At 36.6% G+C, this 21,957-nt stretch carries 28 protein-coding genes; 8 read left to right on the forward strand and 20 right to left on the reverse strand.

The window, feature by feature from the left end; genetic code table 11:
* Positions 1-4: 4 nt before the first annotated feature.
* From G4D63_RS01180 to G4D63_RS01195, 4 genes are all read right to left on the reverse strand, one after another.
* Positions 5-892: a 2-dehydropantoate 2-reductase gene (locus G4D63_RS01180; protein WP_163176865.1), complete on the reverse strand. Its 888-nt coding sequence runs from the start codon at positions 890-892 to the stop codon at positions 5-7.
* Positions 893-1,289: 397 nt separating this feature from the next.
* On the reverse strand, positions 1,290-2,831 hold the full coding sequence (locus G4D63_RS01185) for a carboxyl transferase domain-containing protein (protein WP_163176867.1): 1,542 nt from the start codon (positions 2,829-2,831) through the stop codon (positions 1,290-1,292).
* A 23-nt stretch (positions 2,832-2,854) separates the two neighbouring features.
* Positions 2,855-3,067, reverse strand: a complete 213-nt coding sequence (locus G4D63_RS01190; protein ID WP_163178335.1) for a biotin/lipoyl-binding carrier protein — start codon at positions 3,065-3,067, stop codon at positions 2,855-2,857.
* A gap of 25 nt (positions 3,068-3,092) precedes the next feature.
* Positions 3,093-4,418, reverse strand: coding sequence for an acetyl-CoA carboxylase biotin carboxylase subunit (locus G4D63_RS01195; RefSeq protein WP_163176869.1), 1,326 nt, complete (start codon positions 4,416-4,418; stop codon positions 3,093-3,095).
* Between the two features lie 229 nt (positions 4,419-4,647).
* On the opposite strand from G4D63_RS01195, the gene G4D63_RS01200 reads away from it, so the two are divergent.
* The gene (locus G4D63_RS01200) at positions 4,648-5,127 is read left to right on the forward strand and encodes an N-acetyltransferase (protein ID WP_163178337.1); all 480 of its coding nucleotides are present in this window, start codon (positions 4,648-4,650) and stop codon (positions 5,125-5,127) included.
* A gap of 217 nt (positions 5,128-5,344) precedes the next feature.
* On the opposite strand, the gene G4D63_RS01205 is transcribed toward G4D63_RS01200, so the two are convergent.
* From G4D63_RS01205 to G4D63_RS01220, 4 genes are all read right to left on the reverse strand, one after another.
* The gene (locus G4D63_RS01205; protein ID WP_163176871.1) at positions 5,345-5,950 is read right to left on the reverse strand and encodes an RsfA family transcriptional regulator; all 606 of its coding nucleotides are present in this window, start codon (positions 5,948-5,950) and stop codon (positions 5,345-5,347) included.
* A 98-nt stretch (positions 5,951-6,048) separates the two neighbouring features.
* Positions 6,049-6,822 (reverse strand): enoyl-CoA hydratase/isomerase family protein, encoded by a 774-nt coding sequence (locus tag G4D63_RS01210; RefSeq protein ID WP_163176873.1) that lies wholly within the window; start codon positions 6,820-6,822, stop codon positions 6,049-6,051.
* A 185-nt stretch (positions 6,823-7,007) separates the two neighbouring features.
* Entirely contained in the window at positions 7,008-7,181 is a 174-nt protein-coding gene (rpmF, locus tag G4D63_RS01215; protein WP_163176875.1) for a 50S ribosomal protein L32, read from the reverse strand.
* Between the two features lie 32 nt (positions 7,182-7,213).
* A complete protein-coding gene (locus tag G4D63_RS01220) occupies positions 7,214-7,726 on the reverse strand; it encodes a YceD family protein (RefSeq protein WP_163176877.1) in 513 nt (170 codons plus the stop codon).
* A gap of 350 nt (positions 7,727-8,076) precedes the next feature.
* Here G4D63_RS01220 and G4D63_RS01225 point away from each other — a divergent pair, with 350 nt between their 5' ends.
* Complete coding sequence (locus G4D63_RS01225; protein ID WP_163176879.1) at positions 8,077-9,321, forward strand: nucleotidyltransferase; 1,245 nt, start codon at positions 8,077-8,079, stop codon at positions 9,319-9,321.
* 214 nt (positions 9,322-9,535) lie between these two features.
* Here G4D63_RS01225 and G4D63_RS01230 read toward each other — a convergent pair whose 3' ends face one another.
* Together G4D63_RS01230 and G4D63_RS01235 are read right to left on the reverse strand one after the other, a co-directional pair.
* Positions 9,536-10,564, reverse strand: coding sequence for a SepM family pheromone-processing serine protease (locus G4D63_RS01230; protein ID WP_163176881.1), 1,029 nt, complete (start codon positions 10,562-10,564; stop codon positions 9,536-9,538).
* Positions 10,554-11,345, reverse strand: coding sequence for a patatin-like phospholipase family protein (locus tag G4D63_RS01235; protein ID WP_163176882.1), 792 nt, complete (start codon positions 11,343-11,345; stop codon positions 10,554-10,556). The genes G4D63_RS01230 and G4D63_RS01235 overlap by 11 nt, the downstream gene beginning before the upstream one ends.
* Positions 11,346-11,582: 237 nt before the next feature.
* On the opposite strand from G4D63_RS01235, the gene ylbJ reads away from it, so the two are divergent.
* Positions 11,583-12,797, forward strand: a complete 1,215-nt coding sequence (gene ylbJ, locus G4D63_RS01240; protein ID WP_163176884.1) for a sporulation integral membrane protein YlbJ — start codon at positions 11,583-11,585, stop codon at positions 12,795-12,797.
* A 325-nt stretch (positions 12,798-13,122) separates the two neighbouring features.
* Here ylbJ and coaD read toward each other — a convergent pair whose 3' ends face one another.
* Positions 13,123-13,608: a pantetheine-phosphate adenylyltransferase gene (coaD, locus tag G4D63_RS01245; protein ID WP_163176886.1), complete on the reverse strand. Its 486-nt coding sequence runs from the start codon at positions 13,606-13,608 to the stop codon at positions 13,123-13,125.
* Entirely contained in the window at positions 13,601-14,188 is a 588-nt protein-coding gene (gene rsmD / locus G4D63_RS01250; RefSeq protein ID WP_163176888.1) for a 16S rRNA (guanine(966)-N(2))-methyltransferase RsmD, read from the reverse strand. Before rsmD ends, coaD begins: the two co-directional genes overlap by 8 nt.
* 517 nt (positions 14,189-14,705) lie before the next feature.
* Between rsmD and G4D63_RS01255 the strand changes: the two genes are divergently transcribed.
* Positions 14,706-15,095 carry a DUF7147 family protein gene (locus G4D63_RS01255; protein ID WP_163176890.1) on the forward strand — a complete coding sequence of 130 codons (390 nt, stop codon included), beginning with the start codon at positions 14,706-14,708 and terminating at the stop codon, positions 15,093-15,095.
* Between the two features lie 68 nt (positions 15,096-15,163).
* Here G4D63_RS01255 and G4D63_RS01260 read toward each other — a convergent pair whose 3' ends face one another.
* Entirely contained in the window at positions 15,164-15,439 is a 276-nt protein-coding gene (locus G4D63_RS01260) for a YlbG family protein (protein ID WP_163176892.1), read from the reverse strand.
* A gap of 106 nt (positions 15,440-15,545) precedes the next feature.
* On the opposite strand from G4D63_RS01260, the gene G4D63_RS01265 reads away from it, so the two are divergent.
* The gene (locus G4D63_RS01265) at positions 15,546-15,863 is read left to right on the forward strand and encodes a hypothetical protein (RefSeq protein WP_163176894.1); all 318 of its coding nucleotides are present in this window, start codon (positions 15,546-15,548) and stop codon (positions 15,861-15,863) included.
* Positions 15,864-15,890: 27 nt separating this feature from the next.
* Here the strand turns inward: G4D63_RS01265 and G4D63_RS01270 are convergent, their stop codons facing one another.
* From G4D63_RS01270 to ylbD, 4 genes are all read right to left on the reverse strand, one after another.
* Complete coding sequence (locus G4D63_RS01270; protein ID WP_163176896.1) at positions 15,891-16,331, reverse strand: YlbF/YmcA family competence regulator; 441 nt, start codon at positions 16,329-16,331, stop codon at positions 15,891-15,893.
* 270 nt (positions 16,332-16,601) lie between these two features.
* Positions 16,602-17,030, reverse strand: a complete 429-nt coding sequence (locus G4D63_RS01275) for a hypothetical protein (protein ID WP_163176898.1) — start codon at positions 17,028-17,030, stop codon at positions 16,602-16,604.
* Positions 17,031-17,167: 137 nt separating this feature from the next.
* Positions 17,168-17,407 carry a YlbE-like family protein gene (locus tag G4D63_RS01280; protein ID WP_163176900.1) on the reverse strand — a complete coding sequence of 80 codons (240 nt, stop codon included), beginning with the start codon at positions 17,405-17,407 and terminating at the stop codon, positions 17,168-17,170.
* Positions 17,408-17,422: 15 nt separating this feature from the next.
* A complete protein-coding gene (gene ylbD, locus G4D63_RS01285; RefSeq protein WP_239585839.1) occupies positions 17,423-17,818 on the reverse strand; it encodes a YlbD family protein in 396 nt (131 codons plus the stop codon).
* 153 nt (positions 17,819-17,971) lie between these two features.
* Here ylbD and G4D63_RS01290 point away from each other — a divergent pair, with 153 nt between their 5' ends.
* Complete coding sequence (locus tag G4D63_RS01290; protein ID WP_163176903.1) at positions 17,972-18,469, forward strand: PaaI family thioesterase; 498 nt, start codon at positions 17,972-17,974, stop codon at positions 18,467-18,469.
* A gap of 2 nt (positions 18,470-18,471) precedes the next feature.
* Positions 18,472-18,828: a hypothetical protein gene (locus G4D63_RS01295; protein WP_163176905.1), complete on the forward strand. Its 357-nt coding sequence runs from the start codon at positions 18,472-18,474 to the stop codon at positions 18,826-18,828.
* A gap of 145 nt (positions 18,829-18,973) precedes the next feature.
* Here G4D63_RS01295 and G4D63_RS01300 read toward each other — a convergent pair whose 3' ends face one another.
* Together G4D63_RS01300 and G4D63_RS01305 are read right to left on the reverse strand one after the other, a co-directional pair.
* The gene (locus G4D63_RS01300; protein WP_163176907.1) at positions 18,974-20,041 is read right to left on the reverse strand and encodes a CAP domain-containing protein; all 1,068 of its coding nucleotides are present in this window, start codon (positions 20,039-20,041) and stop codon (positions 18,974-18,976) included.
* Positions 20,042-20,284: 243 nt separating this feature from the next.
* Entirely contained in the window at positions 20,285-20,713 is a 429-nt protein-coding gene (locus G4D63_RS01305; RefSeq protein ID WP_163176909.1) for a CBS domain-containing protein, read from the reverse strand.
* 313 nt (positions 20,714-21,026) lie between these two features.
* Between G4D63_RS01305 and G4D63_RS01310 the strand changes: the two genes are divergently transcribed.
* On the forward strand, positions 21,027-21,389 hold the full coding sequence (locus G4D63_RS01310) for a YugN family protein (RefSeq protein ID WP_163176911.1): 363 nt from the start codon (positions 21,027-21,029) through the stop codon (positions 21,387-21,389).
* Between the two features lie 38 nt (positions 21,390-21,427).
* Here G4D63_RS01310 and G4D63_RS01315 read toward each other — a convergent pair whose 3' ends face one another.
* A complete protein-coding gene (locus G4D63_RS01315; protein ID WP_163176913.1) occupies positions 21,428-21,787 on the reverse strand; it encodes an Asp23/Gls24 family envelope stress response protein in 360 nt (119 codons plus the stop codon).
* Positions 21,788-21,957 lie beyond the last annotated feature (170 nt).

Consider the following 21,957-nt stretch of genomic DNA (forward strand, 5'->3'; position numbering starts at 1 on the left):
TCCTTTAGTTTTCTAGACCTTTTACCGCTGTATATAGGAAATCAAGTATTGGTGTATCATTATCGGAGTATGTCGGAAGAGTATGGAAGTAACCTATAATACCATCAATTTCCGTTTCTTTTAATTGCTCAATATCTCGTAACATTGAAGATCTATTTTTTGCTGTCTTTTTACAAACCGATACAACGATTTCCCACCAATCGTTCGGGTTATCAGGCTTTAATATCTTAACGATTTCTTGATAAAGGTTTGTAAATAATTGATAAAAATGGGGGTTCGATAAAAGCTGTCCATTTTCAACTCGTAATAGAGCTGTTAAAGGATTAATCATTGAGTTTACAACTAGCTTTGTAATCAACATTTCATACCAATCCTGCTTGACTTCTACCGGGAAAGAAGGATTGGAACAAGCATCACTAAACAATTCCTTATTGAATTCAGCACCTCTAAATACACTTACTTTAGTTACTCCTTCTCCACTATGAACAACCGTATTGCTATTTCTCCTTAAGGCACCATGTTCAACGATTCCCACCATAATATTGGCTTGAGGTAGTCTTTCTAACAAATTAAGATGACCCATTCCATTTTGAACAAACAACAAAGGGATCCTAGATGGTAATGATAATAAAATCGGAGTTAGCGAAGATAGATGATACTGCTTTACTGTTATTATAAGTAAATCGTGATCTCGAATTCCTTGGGTAATTACATGCGCATCAACATGGAGACGAGATTGGGACGCATCTTTCTGTAACAGAATACCTTCCGTTTGTAGAAGTATTGCTTGTTCCTCTGTTTTTGTATATAAAGTGACAGCATGTCCATTTTCAGCTAGATAACTAGCAAATAGAAGACCAATTGAGCCTCCTCCAATAATCCCAATGTTCATATACAATCTCCCTTTTCATTATGCCACTTATATAGTAACAAATTTTCTAAGCATTTTGCAGTTTTTTAAGAACAAAAGGTGCTCTTCCCTTTTATTCTTCCAGGGTTATTTGACCTAGGAAAAAGTGTACTTCCTTTTTCCCTCGAGGTAGGATGAAATTGCAAAGATCATCGCAATTTCATCTTGGCTGGGCGCTGGAGCTGGATTACTATGCAATAGCCTTATCTATCCGCAAGTGGTAAACTTTTATAATTTCCTAAACAATAAAGGAAACATATACAAAAGACACAAGCCTTCTAAAGTACAATTCTTTAGGATAAAACCTATGATAGGAAAGAAAAACTGCACCTCCAATTGTTCGTAACATCTAACAATTGGGGTGCAGTTCAAAATAGTCTTATACTGGATAAACTGGGTGTTTTCGTTCTGGTAAAGGTAGTTCTTTTGATGAATATTGATCAAATCTTTGAATGAGTACATCCCTTAGTTCAGAAGCAGCTACTATATCGTCAATAATCATTTCAGATGCTAGCTTATAAATATCGATATGTTCTTTATATTCCTGTTGTTTTTGCTGTATAAATTGAATTTTTTCTTTCGGATCTTCAATTTCATTAATTTTATTTGAGTAGACAGCATTTACAGCTGCTTCAGGACCCATTACGGCTATCTGAGCAGTTGGTAAGGCAATGCAGCAATCTGGTTCAAAGGCAGGGCCTGCCATAGCATATAAGCCAGCACCATAGGCCTTTCTAACAATTACAGATATTTTCGGTACGGTAGCTGAGCTCATTGCTGCAATCAATTTAGCACCATGACGAATGATCCCAGCTCGCTCAACCTTCGTACCAATCATAAATCCTGGAACATCTGCTAAGAACAATAATGGAATGTGGAAGGCATCGCATAGCGTGATGAACTTAGCAGCCTTATCCGCTGAATCAACAAACAGTACTCCACCCTTTACCTTAGGTTGATTAGCAATAATCCCAACTGTTCTACCATCAATTCTCGCTAGTCCAGTTATGATTTCAGAAGCGAAAAGCTTCTTGATTTCGAAGAAACTATTCTCATCAATTAACGTAGAGATTGCTTCGTACATATCAAACGGTGCATTTTGGTTTTCAGGTATAATTTCAGTTAGGCTTCTTCCTTCAACAGGGGCCACACTGTCAAACAAAGGTGTTCTCTCCTTATAATTAAGAGGAAAGTAGTCTAAGTAAGTTCTTGCATAAGCAATCGCCTCATGTTCGTCCTTAGCAAGTACATCGCCACATCCACTAATGCTACAGTGCATACGTGCGCCACCCATCTCCTCTAAAGAGACCTTTTCTCCAATAACTTTTTCTGCCATACGAGGCGAACCTAAGTACATGGAAGCATTATTTTCAACCATTATGACAATATCACAAAACGCAGGGATATATGCTCCACCTGCTGCTGAAGGCCCAAATAGAATACAAATTTGTGGAATCATTCCTGATAGCTTTACCTGATTATGAAAAATCTTCCCGGCTCCGCGTCGGTTTGGAAACATATCAAGCTGGTCAGTGATTCTCGCACCCGCTGAATCCACAAGGTAAAGTAGTGGAACCCTTAACTTCTCAGCAGTTTCCTGAATTCTAATGATTTTTTCAACCGTTCGGGCTCCCCATGATCCTGCTTTTATAGTGGAATCATTAGCCATTACGCAAACCGTTTTTCCATTTATTTTCCCTGTTCCTGTTACCACTCCATCTGCTGGTAAATCCGAGGCACTGTTGTTGGCAAATAAACCGTCTTCTACAAATTCGCCACCGTCAAATAGTAGCTGTAAACGATCACGGACAAATAATTTATTTTGTTCTCTTAGTTTCTCATGATATTTTTCGGCACCTCCAGCATGAAGAGTGGCACGTTTTTCATAAAGATTTTGTTCAATCTGTATCGTTTTACTCACATTTGTTCTCTCCCCACTTTGTGTTATTTCATGACGATTAGTACGTCTCCCTCATTTACAAAATCTCCAATTGTCACTTTAATTTCGGTTACTTCTCCTGTATTTGTACTTTCAACAGGTATTTCCATTTTCATAGATTCAAGGATTAATAATTCATCGCCAATCGTAACATTCTGTCCTACCTCAGCTAGGACATTTAATACCGTACCGGCCATTGTTGCAGTAATTTCTTTCATCATCTATTCCTCCAATAATTTAGCTCTATTTTTTTAAATAGGCTGTTGTGTAGTGACCACTCATAAATTGTTCATCTTGTATTATTTTTTCAAATAAAGGACCGTTGTGTTTTATCCCTGTGATTGAAAGGTTATTGAAAAATTCAGATGCCTTTTTTATTGCCTGTTCACGATCATGACCATGAACAATGACCTTTGCAATCATAGGATCATAAAAGGTAGTAACCGCGTTGTCCCCTAGATAACCATAATCAACACGCACTCCATCAGTCAATGAATAATTAAATTCATTTATATGACCTGGAGATGGCAAAAAGGTATTTGGATCTTCTGCATATAATCGAAACTCTATTGCATGTCCTAATCCGTTAACAGCTTCCTGAGTAAGAGGTAATGGTTTACCCATTGAAATTAAGAGCTGCCATTCTACAAGATCTATGTTCGTAATCATTTCTGTTACGGGATGCTCCACTTGTAATCTAGTATTCATCTCTAGGAAATAGAACTGTTCTTGATCATCCATTACAAATTCAACGGTCCCTGCATTTTCATAATTAACTGCCTTTGCTGCTAGGACTGCTTTTGAATACAACTCTGCTCTGGTTGATTCACTTAAGAACGGACTTGGTGCTTCTTCAATCACCTTTTGGTTTCTTCTTTGAATCGAACAATCGCGTTCAAATAAGTGAATCACATTCCCAAACGAATCCCCTACAATTTGAACTTCAATGTGTCTAGCATTAGAAATAAACTTTTCTAAGAACAGTTCATCATTCCCAAAATAAGCCTTTGCTCTTGCCTTGGTAGATTGATATGCTTTTGTTAACATTTCCTCATTATCACATTTTTGCATACCTACTCCGCCGCCCCCGGCACTTGCCTTTAACATGACAGGGTATCCAATTTCACCAGCTACCTGGACAACCTCTTCAAGGCTTTTCAATCCGAAGTCACTACCCGGTACAACGGGAACTCCCGCTTGTTTCATAGTCTGTCTCGCGAGGATCTTATCACCCATCTTAGAAATGATGGAAGCGCTCGGGCCAATAAATGTTATTCCATTGTCCTCGACCTTCTGGGCGAATGTAGCGTTTTCCGACAAGAACCCATAGCCTGGATGAATGGCATCAACCTGTTCTTTTTTTGCAATCTCAATGATCTTGTCAGCATCTAGATAAGATTTTTGAACAGGCGGTTCTCCAATACAGTAGGAAATGGTTGCTTCCTTAACATATGGTAAAGAGGCATCAGCTTCTGAATAAATAGCTACAGTTTCAATACCAACCTTCTTACATGTTTTTATGATACGAAGGGCTATTTCTCCGCGGTTAGCAATCAAGATTTTCTTCAAGTACTCAGCTCCTTTGTCACAATAAAGTCCCTCTTGTTTTTTTTAAAAAACAGGAGGATGGTTAGTTCGGAATCATAATTTTAATTCCTTATCACTAATATTTCTTTACTTTTACAATAATTCCTCTTTAAAATGAAAACGTTTTCTAAATTTGTTAGGAAAAATTTGAGAAAGTGTATTATAATATAGGTAGTGTAAGTAAGAAAAGTGTGTAGGGGGAGCTTAGATGATGACAACCTTAAAGGTAGAGAAATTAAAAATAAACTACAAAACAATAGAAGAGTTTAAAAGATTTAAGGAGTACGGTATTCAGGAACTTTCCATGCTTGAAGACTTACAAGAAAATATTATTGAAAATGATAGTGAATCTCCATTTTATGGAATTTATTTCGGAGAAAAGTTAGTCGCTAGAATGAGTTTATATCGAGTTGATCAAAGATTTGATCAATACTTTGATCCACCTCAAGATTATTTAGAGCTTTGGAAGCTTGAAGTATTAGCTGACTACCAACAAAAAGGATTTGGAAGAGCACTGGTAGAATATGCAAAGAGCTATCAACTGCCTATCAAGACAAATCCACGTGTAAAATCCAAGGAGTTTTGGAGCGCTATGGGCTTTACACCTGTTACGTATGACATGGAAAGAGATTTAGGAGAGAACCCACTTGTTTGGTATCCTAATGGTGTTAAAGAACAGATTAGAGACTAATAGAAATATGATATCAGGAGGACTGCCGAACTATGGGTAGTCCTTCTGCTTATAAATACAGTTGATGTAACTAATAGATTACCAAACCATAAAAACAGCTGCCCAATTTTTGGGCAGCTGTTTTAGTTTAAAGCTAATAGTTTTTAATGTTAATCTGTAGTAACCGATTTTAGTGCTAAGAACATCATTCTTCGATTATGTTAGCATTCCTAAATTATTATTCTACTCGTTCTAGACTACCGTTTCTCTCCATTTGAAACCTTACCTTACCTTCATCTTCATCTTGTAGCATCATCATTTTTCGTGCCCGATCCATAATACCGATTAGGGCCTTATAATCCTCTTTTACTAACTCTAACTGATGTTCCACATCTCTTTTTTCTTTAAATAAACTATTGTTTTCTGCTTCTAGCTTTGCAAGCTTCGTTTGTAGTACCTGGTTTTGTTTCTTAAGAGATTGTTGCTCATCCTCAGTTTGCTCATAATTTTGTAAGTATTGGATTACATCTGATAATGATAAGGATTGATCAGTTTTGTTATTTTCTTGGGTTACATTGATATCAGCTGGTGTTGTTTTAGCAAGAGCTCCATCCTTCTTAAGCTCTTTGCGCTGTTTTTTGGCAAGCTCAATCGCTTGCTTATATTGCTTTCTAACAAACGAATTCCAGCGAAACCCGCAGGCTGCTGATGTACGTGATAGCTTTCTACCCACTTCCTCAAAAGCTGTTAATTGAGTTCCACCTTCACGAATATAACGTAATACTACTTCTGATAAAAATAAATCCTCATCTTGAGTCCATGCATCTTGACGGACAGTAGTCATACAAATCCCCCCTAGTCACTTTTTAATTCATACATATGCGACTAGTAGAAAAGATAGACATAGAATAGTGCTGGCTTTATTAATTTTCTATCGTAAACTCAATTTTTTTCTTTTGATAAAAAACGATTTACTGCTTCATGATGTGCAGGAAGCGCCCACAGCTTTGAGCATTGCTCTATTTCTTTTATGACTCGCTGTTTCAATTGGGTAGTCTCCCATTTTCTAATTACCATTTCCTTATAAGCAGCTAGAACGAGAGAATCACTATTTCTTACCAAATCTACAACCCACTTAATTCCTGCCTCTCTATGATTATCTTCTTCAATGAGATGTTGAATGAATCCTATTTGTTGTCCATATTCAACACTTGCCATGTTGGCAGAATACAAGAGCTTCGCAGCTTGGTCATATGGCAGTTTCTCAAAAAGATATGATCCTCCACCCCATCCCGTTGTAATCCCTAGTCTTCCTTGAACAAATCCAAACTTAGTGTTTGTTCGGGCAATCCTAAAATCACAAGCAGTTGCTAACTCTAGACCACCGCCAATTGCAATACCATTCATCAGAGCAACTGTAGGCTTTTTCAAAGTCATCAGCTTGAATAGTATTTCTCCCATTTTAGATAGCATAAAATATGCTTCTTCCTCAGTATGTAATTCGTGAAAAACAGATAAGTCCCCACCAGAACAAAAGGCTTGTTCACCTTCACCGGTGATGATCAGTGCTTTAGAAGATATATCAACACTCAACTCCTCAACTATGTTGTTCAATTGATCCATAACATCATAGTCAATCGCGTTTCTTACAGACGGTCTTTGAATCGTTAAGATCACTACTCCACTTTCTGTTTTTTCTACACTAGTTTTTGTCAAAGGGATCTCTTCTTTCCAATAAATTTTCTATTTAAAAATAGGCTCTGTTAAACTTTGTTGTTGATTTTCGTTACAGGACACTCGCGTCCTTCCACTACAATCAAGACTTCTAAAAATCACCATTGTACTTTAACAAATCTAAAAATAAAAAAACCGTACTAAATTTAGTACGGTCTCGGAGTTTATTATTTGTTTACAACATCTTTCCCTTTGTATGTTCCACACTCTTTACATACACGGTGAGCTAATTTCATCTCACCACAGTTAGGGCAAGCCACCATTCCAGGAATTTCTAACTTGAAATGTGTACGGCGCTTTCTCTTTGCAGTTTTAGATGTTCTTCTAAAAGGTACAGCCATTCTTCCCACCTCCTTAAAAAATGAACTATTTCTTACTTATCATCTTTGAAAAATTTTGCTAATCCCGCTAAACGCGGATCAACCTTTTCTGCTTTTTCCAGTTCGGTTATAACTTGCCAATCCTTACCAGACTGTGGAGCACTTTCTTCTTTATTTGGATCTTCTGCAAAAACTTGCATCGGAATTTCAAGAAGTATATTTTGCATGATCACAGAAGTCAAGTCTATAACTTCACCCTCCGGCTCATGAAAATCCTCATCAACCTGATAATCAGCTGGTTGGAGGAGGAAATGCTCTGTTGTTGTAATGTCAAAAGGAAAATCAACATCTACTAACGTTCTTGAACAAGGTAGCACAAGTGTCCCTGTAAGTTGCAAATGAAAGGTTGCTTTATCACTACTAACATCTACCTTACCAGTAACATGTACTGGATAGACGTCTCTAATTTCGTGATTGATTCTTTTCAGTTCGCTTACATCAACCGATTCCTCTATCAAAAGCGGCTTATGTTGATATTTTTTTAACTGATGTACATGCCATTTCACAAATGATCACCTCAAGGCAACAAAGGTAATTATAGCTTTGTATAATAGAATTGTCAATATTTTTTCTTTACACTATACTTAAAATATAGATTGGCTGTTGAGTTGTCCTAAACTCCTAAAAAAAGGCGTCTAAATAAGGGTTCAACATTTAATTCTAAACTATATTTAAATAATGAAAAAATATTTTAAGTCATATTTAGCTATTCTTCACACTTTATCATGTTTTACTTTAATATGCCAATCGCCTTTATTCCTTACTCATTCAATTTGATGAATAGAAGATATATAGGTAAATGTTTGGCTAGAATGATTTTACCACAACTTATAACCATATAAAAGGGGAGGCACATATGAAGGCTGCTGGAGTGATTGTTGAATATAATCCTTTTCATAATGGACATTTATATCATTTACAACAAACCCGTAAGGAAACAAAGGCAGATTGTATCGTAGCTGTCATGAGCGGAAACTTTTTACAAAGAGGAGAACCCGCTCTAGTATCTAAATGGACGAGAACAAGAATGGCCTTATTAGCGGGAGTTGATTTAGTTATTGAGCTTCCATATGCTTTTGCTACTCAAAAAGCCGAGATCTTTGCTAATGGCGCCATATCAATTCTTGAGGCACTTGGAGTTGATGAAGTATGCTTTGGTAGTGAATCAGGTGATATTAATTCTTTTTTACAAACGCTGCAGGTTATGCAAACAAGAGTTGATGAGTTTGATACATATGTCCAAGGGTTTGTGAAAGACGGAAATAGTTTCCCTAAATCAGCATCAAAAGCATTTCATGCATTGGAAATTAAGGAAGAAGTAGTTGATCTAAGTCTTCCAAATAATATTTTAGGATATCACTATGTAAAATCCATTCATGATCAACAGGCTAAAATTATTCCAAAAACGATTACTAGAACCGGTTCAAACTACCATGATGAGCATTTTCAATCACCTTCCATTGCAAGTGCAACAAGTATCCGAAAGGCGCTCTTCTCCCCTTCAGGAACTTTGGATGAAATTAAAGATTACATACCAGAAAGTACATATCATCACTTAGTTAGCGATCAATTAGCGTTTCAACATTTTCGTGATTGGGAGAGCTATTTTCAATTATTAAAATATAAGGTACTCTCATCTTCTAGTGCAGAACTAGAATGTATTTATGAAATTGAAGAGGGATTAGAGCATCGGATTATTTCACAAATAAAGAGTGCTGAGAGCTTTCATGCGTTTATGGAGGGACTTAAAACAAAACGGTATACTTGGACAAGGCTTCAACGTGCATGTACGCATCTTTTGACTAATACCTCTAAAAAGGTGATGAAAGACGTATTACAAGAAAAGAAAGCCCATTATATAAGATTATTAGGTATGAGTGAAAAGGGTCGTACTTATTTACAAGAAAATAAGAAGAAAGCAACACTACCAATCATTTCAAAGCTTTCAGGTTCTACTAATGCACAGCTAGAATTAGATATAAAAGCTTCTCAAATCTATAATATAGTGGCTGATGAACCCATTAGATCTAACTTGTTACATTCCGAATACGCTACCCCTCCTATTCAATACGACAGCGTAAAACGTGAGTTTAGTCATTAATGCCTACAAAAGGTGCAAGCGCCCCGGCAAATGATGTGACAGGTAAATACGCAACCTCCTGTTGCAACGCCTTCCTGACATGCATCCTCCAGGGCCACAGGCATAGCAAATATTCCTTTAAAGAGAAAAATGGAGTTCTTTCCTTTTACTCTTCAAGTTTATAAAATTCTATCTATCATAAAATATAATAAGGAAGAGCCTCTATGGCCCTTCCTTATTTTTCATCTAAAGTTTCTAAGAATTCTATAGCGTCCTCTAGCGTATCGATTGGGATAATCTCCATTTCAGTATCTAATTCAGCTGCTGTTTTTACAGCTTCGTTAAAATTAGAATCTATCGCATTCATTTCATTCGGAGCAAGAAAATAATCAGCTCCTGCTTTATCTGCAGCGACTACCTTATGTTTGATTCCTCCTATCGGTCCTACAACACCTTCATAATTAATCGTTCCTGTACCGGCTATTTTATAGCCCTTTGTTAGGTCCCCTTCCAAAAGCTGGTTATATATCTCTAAAGTAAACATTAAACCCGCTGAAGGACCGCCAACAGTATCAGTATTTATCTTAATCTTTGGCTCTACCTCAATTTCACGGTCTGTTACTAAAGAAATGCCTACCCCGAATTTTGACGGATCCGTTGGGAATGGGCTAATTTTAACCACTTTATTCAGGACTGTTCCTTCACGTTCAATAGATAACTGAATTTGGTCTCCTTGGGTAAGGCTCCCCACGTATTCGATAAACTCCTCTGAATTTAGTATGGGTTTACCTTCCACCTCAAAAATTCGATCTCCCACTTCTAGCTTATCTCTTGCATCCATTCCTTCAATAACACTCATTACAAATACGCCATTATATTGATAATTTACTTTTTTATTTGCTTTTTCATATGCCACTGCAACAGCAACGTTTTGTGACATATCCATCATATGTAGCTGCCTATAAAAGTACTCTTGATCCGTTTCCCCTCTAGACCTCATTTGTTCTGCCGGTATTAAATCATGATAGGGGGCTACTTTTGCCCAAAGGTAGGTAAGGACATTTACTTTCCCCCTACTTACCCCTACTGTCGTCATCATAAATTTCCCTTCTGAGTCATCCCCACCTTCAACCTCAATGATAGGCGGAAGCTCGTACGCATCTCCTGGCATATTTAAATAATAGGGTAGCTTGATAAAATTTAAAAGTAGGATGATCGTACCAGCTATGATAAAAAGGGTGATTCTTTTTTGCTTACTCACCATTTGTCTCCTTCCACTTTTCAATCACTTCTAAAATTGTTGGTAAAAGTAATAATGCTTCCTCTTCCCCCATTTTAATGATTTCTTCTATATTGGTAAATGCTCTAGCACTAAAAATTCCAACTTTCGGCTTAATTGTGATGTCTGAATCATTTACCACATATTTCACAAGTTCATCCTGCATAAGGTCAATGCTTTGCATAATAACATCAAAAATAGATGAAATCTCTTCAACTTTTTTGCCATCATTTACATCAACTGCAATGACGATATCTGCTCCCATCTCCCTTGCAACAGATACAGGTAACCGATCAATGACTCCACCGTCTACTAATAGCCTGTCATCCTTTTTTTCAGGAACCAAAATTCCAGGAATAGAAATGCTAGCTCTGACCGCGTCAGTAACAGAGCCTTCCCGGAAGACCACTCTTTCACCCTTTATTAAATCGGTAGCAACAATCGCTAAAGGAATTTTTAACTCTTCAATATTTTTGCCTTGTGTAAATACTCTAATCAATTCTTTAACCCGATTACCTGCAATAAAACCCATTTTAGGAACGGTAAAGTCAAGGTAGTATTTTCTTTTAAACGCAATTGCTAGATTGTATAACCGATCAATGCTATGCCCTGCTCCATAAAAGCTTCCGATTAATGCTCCCATACTACTTCCTGCAATATAATCTATAGGGATATTATGGTCCAATAGCACTTTAATCACTCCCAGGTGGGCAAATCCGCGAGCACCTCCAGAGCCGAGTGCTAGACCAATCTTAGGTCGTATCAAGCATATCATCTCCAGTTTATTTTTTCATATCCTATTACTCATCATATACATCAGTTGGAAGTGCCTGTACTTATATCACAGACTTTTGTACATGAAATCATATTATTATGGTCTAAATGCGCCCCCTTACAACGTATATTGATACTATTGGTGGACAACTTGATGTCATTTACCACTATTCCTACATTCATACTCAGCTCATCAATCATTTAGAAGTCTTATATAGGAGGCATAACTTTGACATTATCTAGGCTGCAAACAATATTATTAGCTTCATTCATAACATTGATGGCAATCTCATTAATTACATTTCCGAAGGCATCATTTGACGCCTCGTTAGATGGTTTAGATATGTGGTGGAGTATTGTGTTCCCTTCCCTACTACCATTTTTTATCGTATCAGAAATGTTAATTGGATTTGGAGTTGTTAGTTTTTTAGGAGTAATACTTGAACCTATTATGAGACCTTTATTTCGCGTCCCTGGAGTTGGCGGATTTGTTTGGGCAATGGGGATGGCCTCTGGGTTTCCGGCTGGAGCCAAGTTTACTGCAAGACTTCGTCAGGAAAAACAGTTAACCGCAATTGAAGCAGAACGATTAGTGTCATTTACAAATTCCTCAAATCCTCTGTTTATTTTCGGAGCAGTTGCAGTTGGATTTTTCGGGAATCCTCAAATAGGGATTCTTCTAGCCATTTCACATTACCTTGGGAATGTTTGCGTTGGTTTTATGATGAGGTTTCATGGCAATTCTGACCAAGAGAGTACCGTAGGTGAAGATAGAAAGGGATTCTCTTTGATTGAAGCACTTCGAGTTTTACATAGAACAAGATTGGAAGAGAAGCGCCCCTTAGGTAAAATGCTTGGAGATGCTGTTACATCATCAATCCAAACCTTATTAATGATTGGCGGCTTTATTATTCTTTTTTCTGTATTAAATCGCTTATTATCGTTAGTCCATTTTACAGATCTTGTTGGTATTTTTCTATCTTTTATCCTACAAACCTTTCATCTCTCTACAGAGCTCAGCGTACCTTTAATATCAGGACTGTTTGAAATCACACTCGGAAGTGATTTGACTAGTGATGCAAATGCAGGTTTATTGGAGAAGGTTGTGATTGTCAGCTTTATTCTAGCTTTCTGTGGCTTCTCTGTACAGGCACAGGTTGCAAGTATATTATCAGAGACTGATATTCGTTTTAAACCTTTTTTTATCGCAAGAATTTTTCACGGCTTTTTTGCTAGTATCTTTGCATTCATTCTGTGGAAACCACTTTATGTTAATTTACAAGCATCTGGTGAAGGAACAGTTCCAGTCATGAAATGGTTTGAGCATTCAGCATCCTATGGCAATACGTTTTGGACAAATATGATTGATTACGGTCCACTATTTACACTACTCTCACTTTGCATTTATATCGTAATTATTGCAAGGAGAGGCGTGGCCCGATAAGGAAAGCGCAAGCGCCCTGGAAGAGGAAGACAGGCTAAGACCCAACGTCCTGTTGCAACGCCTGTCTGACCTGCATCCTGCAGGCCTCCGACAAGCAAATGTTCCTTCGAGAAAAAAAGGGTGGTTTTTCCCTTTTATTCTCGAAGGAACATTTGACCTAGGAAAAAGTAAACTTCCTTTTTCCCTCGAGGTAGGATGAAATTGCAAAGATCATCGCAATTTCATCTTGGCTGGGCGCTGGAGCTAGACACAAACCCTAAGTAAAAAATTTTATATTCTTTATCTCGCAAAAAAACTGCACCCACATTGTGTGGGATGCAGTTTTTTAGAGTTCGGTAAATTTCTTTTTTAGCTCTCGGTCCACAGCAGCTGGTACGAGATCTGAGATATTCCCCTTGTATTTGGCAGCTTCCTTTACAATCGAAGAACTCAAGAATGAATATTGACTGTTTGTCATCATGAATAAGGTTTCGATGTCCTCATTTAACTTCCTATTCATTGCAGTTATTTGCATTTCATATTCAAAATCTGAAACTGCACGAAGTCCTCTTAACACAACTTTTGCATTTTTACTTGCTGCGTAATCAATTAGTAATCCTTTGAATGAGTCAACTTCTACATTAGGAAGATCCTGTGTTACTTCTCTAAGAAGCTCCAATCGCTCTTCTACAGAGAATAAAGGCTGTTTAGATGAGTTATTTAACACACACACATACACCTTTTCAAACACACTAGCTCCCCTCTTGATAATATCTAAGTGTCCTAGTGTAACAGGGTCGAAGCTTCCTGGACAGACTGCTATTTTAGACAAGTTCATTTCCCCCTTCTTCATTCATACGTTCGCTATATTTATAAATCGAGACTGCTGTGATTCCATACTTCTCTGCACGTATTAACTCTAAGTCCCCGATTGAATCTGGCATTTCAACATCAGTAGAATGCTCAACCACTATTCTTCCGCCTTGGTTTAAGAGGCGATTACTATCAATGATAGAGATAAGCGCCTCTAATTTTTGTTTAAAGTAAGGGGGATCTAAGAAAATAAAATCAAAAGTAAGTTCTCTCTTAATTAAGGCTTTTAAAGCCTTTTCTGCTTCATTACGATAGATTTCTACTTGTTCCTTCACTCTGCAGGACTCGACATTTTGTTTAATGGTGTGAATAGCCTTTTGATCAATATCTACAAAAATTACTTTGTCTAAGCCTCTGCTAATAGCCTCAATCCCTAGGCCACCACTTCCGCCAAACAAATCTAAACCAAGTCCACCATCAAAGTAAGGACCAATTATGTTAAAAATAGATTCCTTTACTTTATCTGTTGTAGGTCTAGTTGATTGACCTGGGACCGCCTTTAAAGGGTGTCCCTTACATTTACCCGAAACCACTCTCATTTTATATTCACAACCCTTAGCTTCATCAATTATGTATACATCAAGTATAAACAACATTATCCTAACATATTTGACACAAAAGAAAAACAATTGTAAATAAATAGAGACATTATGTATAGGCACATTTCATTTGGTCATACTTAGTAGTAACAACATCCTTATGCGTGATGTTGTTGCCAACCGCGGAGAAGACTTACGTTTCCCCATAAGTTCTTCCTCCGGTTTCTCCTCTCCCTTTGCCTTCTTACTCTTAAAAGCTTGCTTTTAAGAAATAGAAGGACCCTGCAGAACGAAAAACTGCAGGGTTTTTTTTGTGGTAAGTTTTGTAAGAGAGTGTGTGTATATTCTAAGGATGAAATGGCTTCCTTCTCCTACCTAATTAAAAGTGTATCGTAACGGATGCAACAATTTATTTAACAGAGTTTTGTGTTAACTTTATAGTACTTACATAATACACTCTAATTGATGTATGATTATTTATGATATGGAATAGATTTAGTATGAAAGGAAGAGAATGATGATTCAGCGTTTTATTGAACTAGGTGAGGGATATTCAGATATTTATGAGCTGTTAGAGATCGCCACCTCTAATCAACACAGAATCAAACATTTAGTGGCACTGCATACAACAAAAGATGATAAACAGATGACTTCCTTAGCGGTTGTATTGCATCCAGCGGAAACAGGGAAGTTTCAACCCATTTACATATGTAGAGAAGGAATACCTTTATTTGAGGAAAAGAAAAGTCAACGCCTGGTTCTTTTTGAAACCCTAAGTAATAGTCTTGAGGTCCCAGTGATTACCTTTAAAATTAAGCCTTCAACTGCATTTGCTGAAAAGGAACTTTATTATCAATATGTAATTGGTATTTTAAGATTGCATCACATAATCCCCCCGCTATCTTAAGAAAAACGTCTAGGCACTATCAGAAAAACACACAATCGGCCTGCTATAGAATAGCAGGCCGATTTGTACTAAATTCCAACTTTATAGTCATATTCCTTTGCTTTATCTGGTTTTGAGTTTTCAAACTCCATTTTTAAGAAAGGTTTGTAAGAAGGTTCTACCGTTTTAACAAAAGGTAATGCTTGCAGCTTCTTTGTAATTTGCTCGGTTTCATCCATATTACAGTATAGAACACAATATTTTAGCCGCTTAGAAACATAATGGATGTTTCCAAACCGACGTAAGTTTTTAATTTGTTTTAAATGGTGCAACCAAACTACGATCCCCTGTCGCTTTTCAAACATCCTTTTATCCCCTTTTATATAAATCTCTGTTAAAATCTAGTCTAGCATGAAATATATTTGACAAGCAATAGAAGTGTGAAATTCTCCTCACGAAAGGAGCCTTACGATGAATCTAGAAATAATTTGGGATGTCTTTCTGGAAACATTAGTACAACATTCAGCCATACAATCTGCCAGAAAGCAAAACTATTCTGGTATTCCTTTTCTATATGTTGAGATTAACGAAGAAACGACACAGAAAGATTTAGAGCAACTTTTAAAAACAGCCTCCGCTCAAGTTATGAAGGGAAAGCGACTTCATGTAGAAACAATTTTTGTCCGACAGGAATCAAGTCTTTATGTATACCGACATCGGTTTTATGTTCCTCAAGAAAAAATGTTCTGCTGTGGGAATATATGTGTAGACTGCATAAGGCTAAAATAATAGCTATAAGCCGGTGGCCTATAGCTATTATCCACAACCGCAGCTCCCGCCAGAGCCACAGCCTCCACTACATGACTTTTGATCAAAAAATGGATTTCCCGTTGGTACTTTTACATATTCAGATACCGCTTGACCTACAAGCACACTTACCTCATCCAACAGCTCCTGTAATTGATTCTCCGCTTTCTTGAATGAGTGAATAGTAGGATGTAGATCAACATCTCTTTTTAAGTGCCTTGTTTCTGTCATGACTTCCTGATAATCAGGATGGTATCTACCAAATCTTTGTACTTCTTCATAGCGTTCTTTTATCTTTACAAATCTCTTTATGAGATCTTGGGCTTCCTGATCATGATTTAGAATATATAAACAGTGACGATAATGCTCAGCCACTTCCGATTCAGTTATCATTCGTCCAAGTAATTCTGCTTCTTCAATAAGTTCAACTCTTTCTAAAGTTGAAAGCATCGCGACACCTCCTACCATTTCTATCATACCACGAAACAGTAAAAGGAGAAAATGAATTAAGTTGGAAACAAAAAGCATAGTCCCCGAATGATAGCAATTGTACCTTTAAGAAATAAGAGGGTCTTTGAACTTTGAAAAAGGAAATTGCCTTCCTAGGCTTGGTGCAGGAGCCGGAAACTATGTAATTCTTGGTACTCTAGCTTTTTGATTTCTAAAAAAGGAAAAATGAACCTTTACTATCATAAGGCTCATTTTTTATTGGATAATTATCTATTCAACAGTAACAGAAAATTCTTCTTCTATTCCGTAGCTAGTTGAATCATTTTGTACAAGTTCAATTTTTAAATTATGTTTTCCACTAGGTAGCCCTTTTACGATAAAAGCAGCCTGGTGAATCTCATCTACCTTTTTACCATTTAGATAGAGATGAATGTATCCTTCTCCATCAACCTTTTTCTTGTCAGGTGCTGAACTAAAATTAAATCCTGGGATGACGACCTCAACATATACGTTTTTATCCTTAACATTATGTCGGACTGTAACGTTTTCTTTGGTGATGGCCGCACTTACAACAACTGCTTCTCCTAAAGAGTTCATTATATGATCAGGTGTTACAGATGCCTCAGGTGGTTTAGGATCATCGGTTCCACAAGCGGTGATTACTAATAGGGATAAAGCAATTAGTATAGGTTTCATCATCATACTCACTCCTTTTCCTACATATTGTTTGCAAGATAGGAGATTTATACACATTTATAAACGAACTACTCATGACTAAATACCATGGAACGATTGTTTACGAAAAAAAGCGAATGATTTAAACTAAATCATTCGCCTTAGTCGTTTTCTCTCATTGCTTGAAACATATTAATCATCATGGATGCCATTTGAAGTTGTTGTGAGAAACCCGCCACTTTATGTGGAATGGTCTTCTTGTAATATTCTTTGGATGATAAATCGAACTCATGGATACTTCTAGGATTTCTAGTTAGCTTCCTATACCAATAAGGCTGCTCTCTTATATATTTTTTATATTCTTCGTTAGATCGAAGTATTTGTACGACTTCCTGTCTCATACGTGAAATCCCCTTTTAATCTTTATTGAAGAAAAAAGGTTGATTTTGTTGGGGAGCTTGGTTGTTAACTTGGTTATCAGATCCGCGGAATTGACTCATAATTTGCTGAATACTTGTAATTGCCTCACCGAAGCTTGAGATATGCTGCTGAACCTGAGTGTAATCCATCCCCTTCACTGCCGATAAAATCGTACTCATAAAATCACTTTTATCCTTTTTCTCCTCTTCTTTACGATCACTGTCTGATTTATACTGGTTCCACACATCATCTTCTTCCCCTAACAAATACCAATCCTCATAAAGCTCTTGCCAGTTTTTTCGCTGTTCCCTTACTTCAGTTACAAGCTTAGGATGTTTTTTCACAAATTGTTTAAACTTTTGAATAGAAGGATGTAGTGTCTTTTTACTCATCATTAGTCACCTCAGTATAGAGCTATCTAAACATATGCCTACACTATAGTGTAAGAAATTTAGTAAAGAAGGTTCGCCCATTTTTGTGCTTGATAAAAATGGATATGGTAAAATATCAGTTATTACAGTACTAAGAGGGAAGGAAAAAAGAAAATGGATCAACAACTACAAAATGATATACATGACTACTTACAAGACGCTAATGAAGAAGAACAACAAGTATTTAAACAGATTGTGGAAGGGTTAAAGCGAAAGCAGGAAGGGGCAAACGGGTCTTATTTAGGCGGTTTACTAAAGGCCAGTAGTACTTTTAAAGAAGAGGAACAACAGCTAGAAATGGTTATTCCTGCAAATCCTATAATCCAAAATTCCCTTAATATTGTTCATGGTGGGATTACAGCAACCCTCATTGACTCAGCAATGGGAACACTAGTACATCGAATATTGGCCGATGACGTTTATGCAGTTACATCAGAAATTAAAATAAACTATGTAGCACCTGGGATTGGAAAGGAATTCAAGTGTATAACCTCTGTCATACACAAGGGGTCAAAAACCATCGTTTGTGAAGGTAAAGTCTTTCGTGACGATGGGGTTCTAATTGCACATTCTACAGCTAGTTTTTTTATCATACCGAGAAAGAATAAGTAGGTATGGTAGCTGCAGTTGTAATTCCTTTACTTTTTTTATACTTTTTAGTCATAACGATTAAAGACCGGAGACAAAAGTATGAAGACTATTTAAACCTTGATACTATAAAAGAAGAAGCTTTTATAAGTGGCAAAGTATTACAAATAGATACCAAAACTAGAGCCTTTGTTGGAAAACATTATGTAAATATCGTGACGATACTATTACATAATAAGGAGCATCAAGCTTATCAAAAAGCAATTAGGACCTCCACAACCTCAATTGAACCACAAGTTTTTACAGAGGGGACGGAAGTCATTTGTTATGGTTATTGGGAAAAAGATGTGTTTATTTTTAATCGATTTCGAGTAAAGGCTTAGCAAATTTCCAGCACATTTGTTAAGTCTTTTTTATTTGGTAAAACTTTAGTTTACATTTCCTCTGAGCGGGAGGTAGTTGGACATGTAGGTCTCAACCCCACTCGGATAACACCCGTTTATAAAAAAAAATCCAAAATAACATGTGTTATTTTGGATCCCAAGTACTAATAAAATTTTGGGTGTAATACTTTTCATATACTCCTACTCCTAGGTGCGTAAACTTTTCATTTAGGAGAGTTTCTCGGTGACCTTTACTATTTAGCCACCCCTCAACTGCAGCAATCCCGTCAACATACTTGGCAGCTATATTTTCTCCTGCTAAATGGTACTTAATTTCTCCTGCTTCTAGTCGATCTGCTAACCCACCCTTTGTAGGTGAATCATGAGAAAAATAACTATTTTCCATCATGTCCATACTATGTAAAAGGGCAACCTGTGAGGTTTCTTCATGCCACTTAACAAGGTTCAGGTCATATCTTTTTCTAATCATATTGGTGATATCAATAATCTGTTGTGCACTCCCTTTTTCAATAGCAAGCCATTCCTCTTTTGATAGCTCTCTGGAATCTAACAGTTCTCCTCTGTATACAAGCTCATAAGGTCTCTGTTTTACTAATGTAATAGCATCTAAATAACGGATGCTAGAAAGTTTGTTTGTAAATTGATCAATATATAACTGTGCCCATACATTCCCTAATTGAATTAATGGTCTAACGTGCTGCTCCTCTTCAGATAATTCAAAGCGATACGTATTATCTGCTACCCTAAAAGAATGATTGTCTGAGACAGGGAATTTCTTTACAATTTCATCATACGGCTGTCCTATATAAAAAGGATCAATATTTAAATCATCCCCAATGCCGTAAACCGTTACCACTTTATTTTCTAGTACCCCTACTTGAATATAAGAATGCTCATTTTGTTTATAAATCCACCAAACATACTCATAGGATGAAGGATCGATTCGGTGTGGATCTCCCCATTTTTGTTTTATTTCATCACCTGACAAGCCAATAAGAGTATGCATTCCTGTATATTCAACCGATGCTTCCGGTAACGTACTAGTTTTAATGGGGTTGGTAACTTCTTCTGTAGCAGTTTCCTGTACAATTACCGTTTGTTCTCGACCCTCTTTACTAGAGTTCCATTGAGAATATAGTGAAATAAAAGAAATAAATAATAACACAGATAGAATAAGGCTAACTCTTCCCAATTGTCCCCTCTCCTTCCGTTTCCTTTTTCACATTATATTAATCAAATCTATAAATATTCTTAAAAACTCTTCTAAATGGTAGATTTATTATAGTATTTTATTTGGATTTCACTAGAGTGAAGTAAGGCTGTCTGAAGTCGTTACAAAAAACAGGAAAATGGGTCTCATACTAACTCTCCACGGAGGAAAATAAATTTGAGAAATTGTTTAGTAAAAAAGAAGCACCAAATTGGTGCTCCTTTTTTAATGGGTAGGATGAGCAGGCTCTGAGATCTCAGATAATGCATGACCGGCACGTTCATCAGACATTTGATTTACAGCAAGGTCGCCTAAAGCCACTATACCGACAAGATGTCCATTGTCCACAACAGGAAGTCTTCTGATTTGTTTTTCAGCCATTATTCTTGTGGCTTCTTCAAGAGTAGTTTCAGGCTTAACAGTTGTTAGATCAGAGCTCATAACTCCTGTTACCTCAAACGATCCTGAACGCTTTTCAGCATATCCTCTAATTACTAAATCACGGTCGGTAATCATTCCGATTAACTTCTCATCTTCACAAATAGGAATTGCTCCTACATTTAAATCCTTCATTTTTACCGCGACTTCATATACATTGTCTAATGGAGTACAATATTCAACATTTGTAGTCATGACATCACGTACAGTTTGCATAATAATGCCCCCTCATCAATTGTAAACTAACGCATAACCAGCTTAACTGAGCTACGCATGGATTAGTATGAACGAAACTGTTGATTGGCATTCACCGTGAGTATTTCCAACTTGTAACTTCTATACTCAGTAAGCATTTTTTTATAAATATCTGTCATAATAAGCACTATAAACATCTCAAAAAAGAGAATGATACACTCTAATTATCAAAAGCGTCATAAAATCGTCAATGAAAAAACGATGTAATACATTGCATGTTATCGTTTTTAATTATATTATAAGTTTGGATAGTTTTTGAGGAGGGATACATACAATGAAGTTTGAAAATACAGGAATTGAAGATGTTGTTGTAGAATTAAACATGCTTGATGATGCAATGGATGAGGTTGGATTTGTCCGAGCTGGTCAATGGGATTACGAACGTGTTACTTACGATTATAAGATCGAAGTATTAGAAGCACAAGAAGTGTATTACCTACGTGTTCAAGGTTATACAGTTGAAGGTGATATTGGTAAACACGAAGCAACAATAAAGCTACTTTCCCCACTATTAGGTAAGCATTATTACCCACATGGTGTAGAGTACGGTGAAGGCGAAGTTTTTCCTAAAAATGTACTAGCAAAGAGTCAAGAGCTATTAAAGCGTGTTAGTGAAGAGCTTAAGAAAATCTCATAATCCGCTATACTTAAATTTAACTAAGTAAAAACGCATGATTACTCATGCGTTTTTACTTTTATTTGTTCAACCTTTACATGTACAGAGTTAACTTCAATTCCCGTCATTGATTCAATTTCATATTTTACAGCTGCCTGTATGGCTTTACATGTCTCCACAATATCAGATCCATAATAAAGTGCAACTTTCATTTCTATAGAAATTTCTTCAAATTCACCTTTTTCAATCAAGATTCCTTTTTGTCTTGACTTTTTATTAACAACTCGAATCATCTCATCCTTAAAGTCAGCAACGGTACCTGCAACACCATCTACTTCGACAATAGCTAGTGACGCAATTAGAGCCACGATTTGATCAGCAATATGGACAGTTCCATATGGTAATACCTTAGTGAACATGTAGTTCCCCCCTCATTAGCATCTTCCGTACAGTATATGAAGAAAATGAAAATTGGGCACTAATTTATTGGGATGTTTAGATTATTAACCAAGTTTTAAACTTATCTCTGTTATTATTAAAATAATCATACTATAATTTAATTATCGTGTTTTATAGAAATCACACACAT

This window comes from Bacillus mesophilus (assembly GCF_011008845.1).
GTDB lineage: Bacteria > Bacillota > Bacilli > Bacillales > SA4 > Bacillus_BS > Bacillus_BS mesophilus.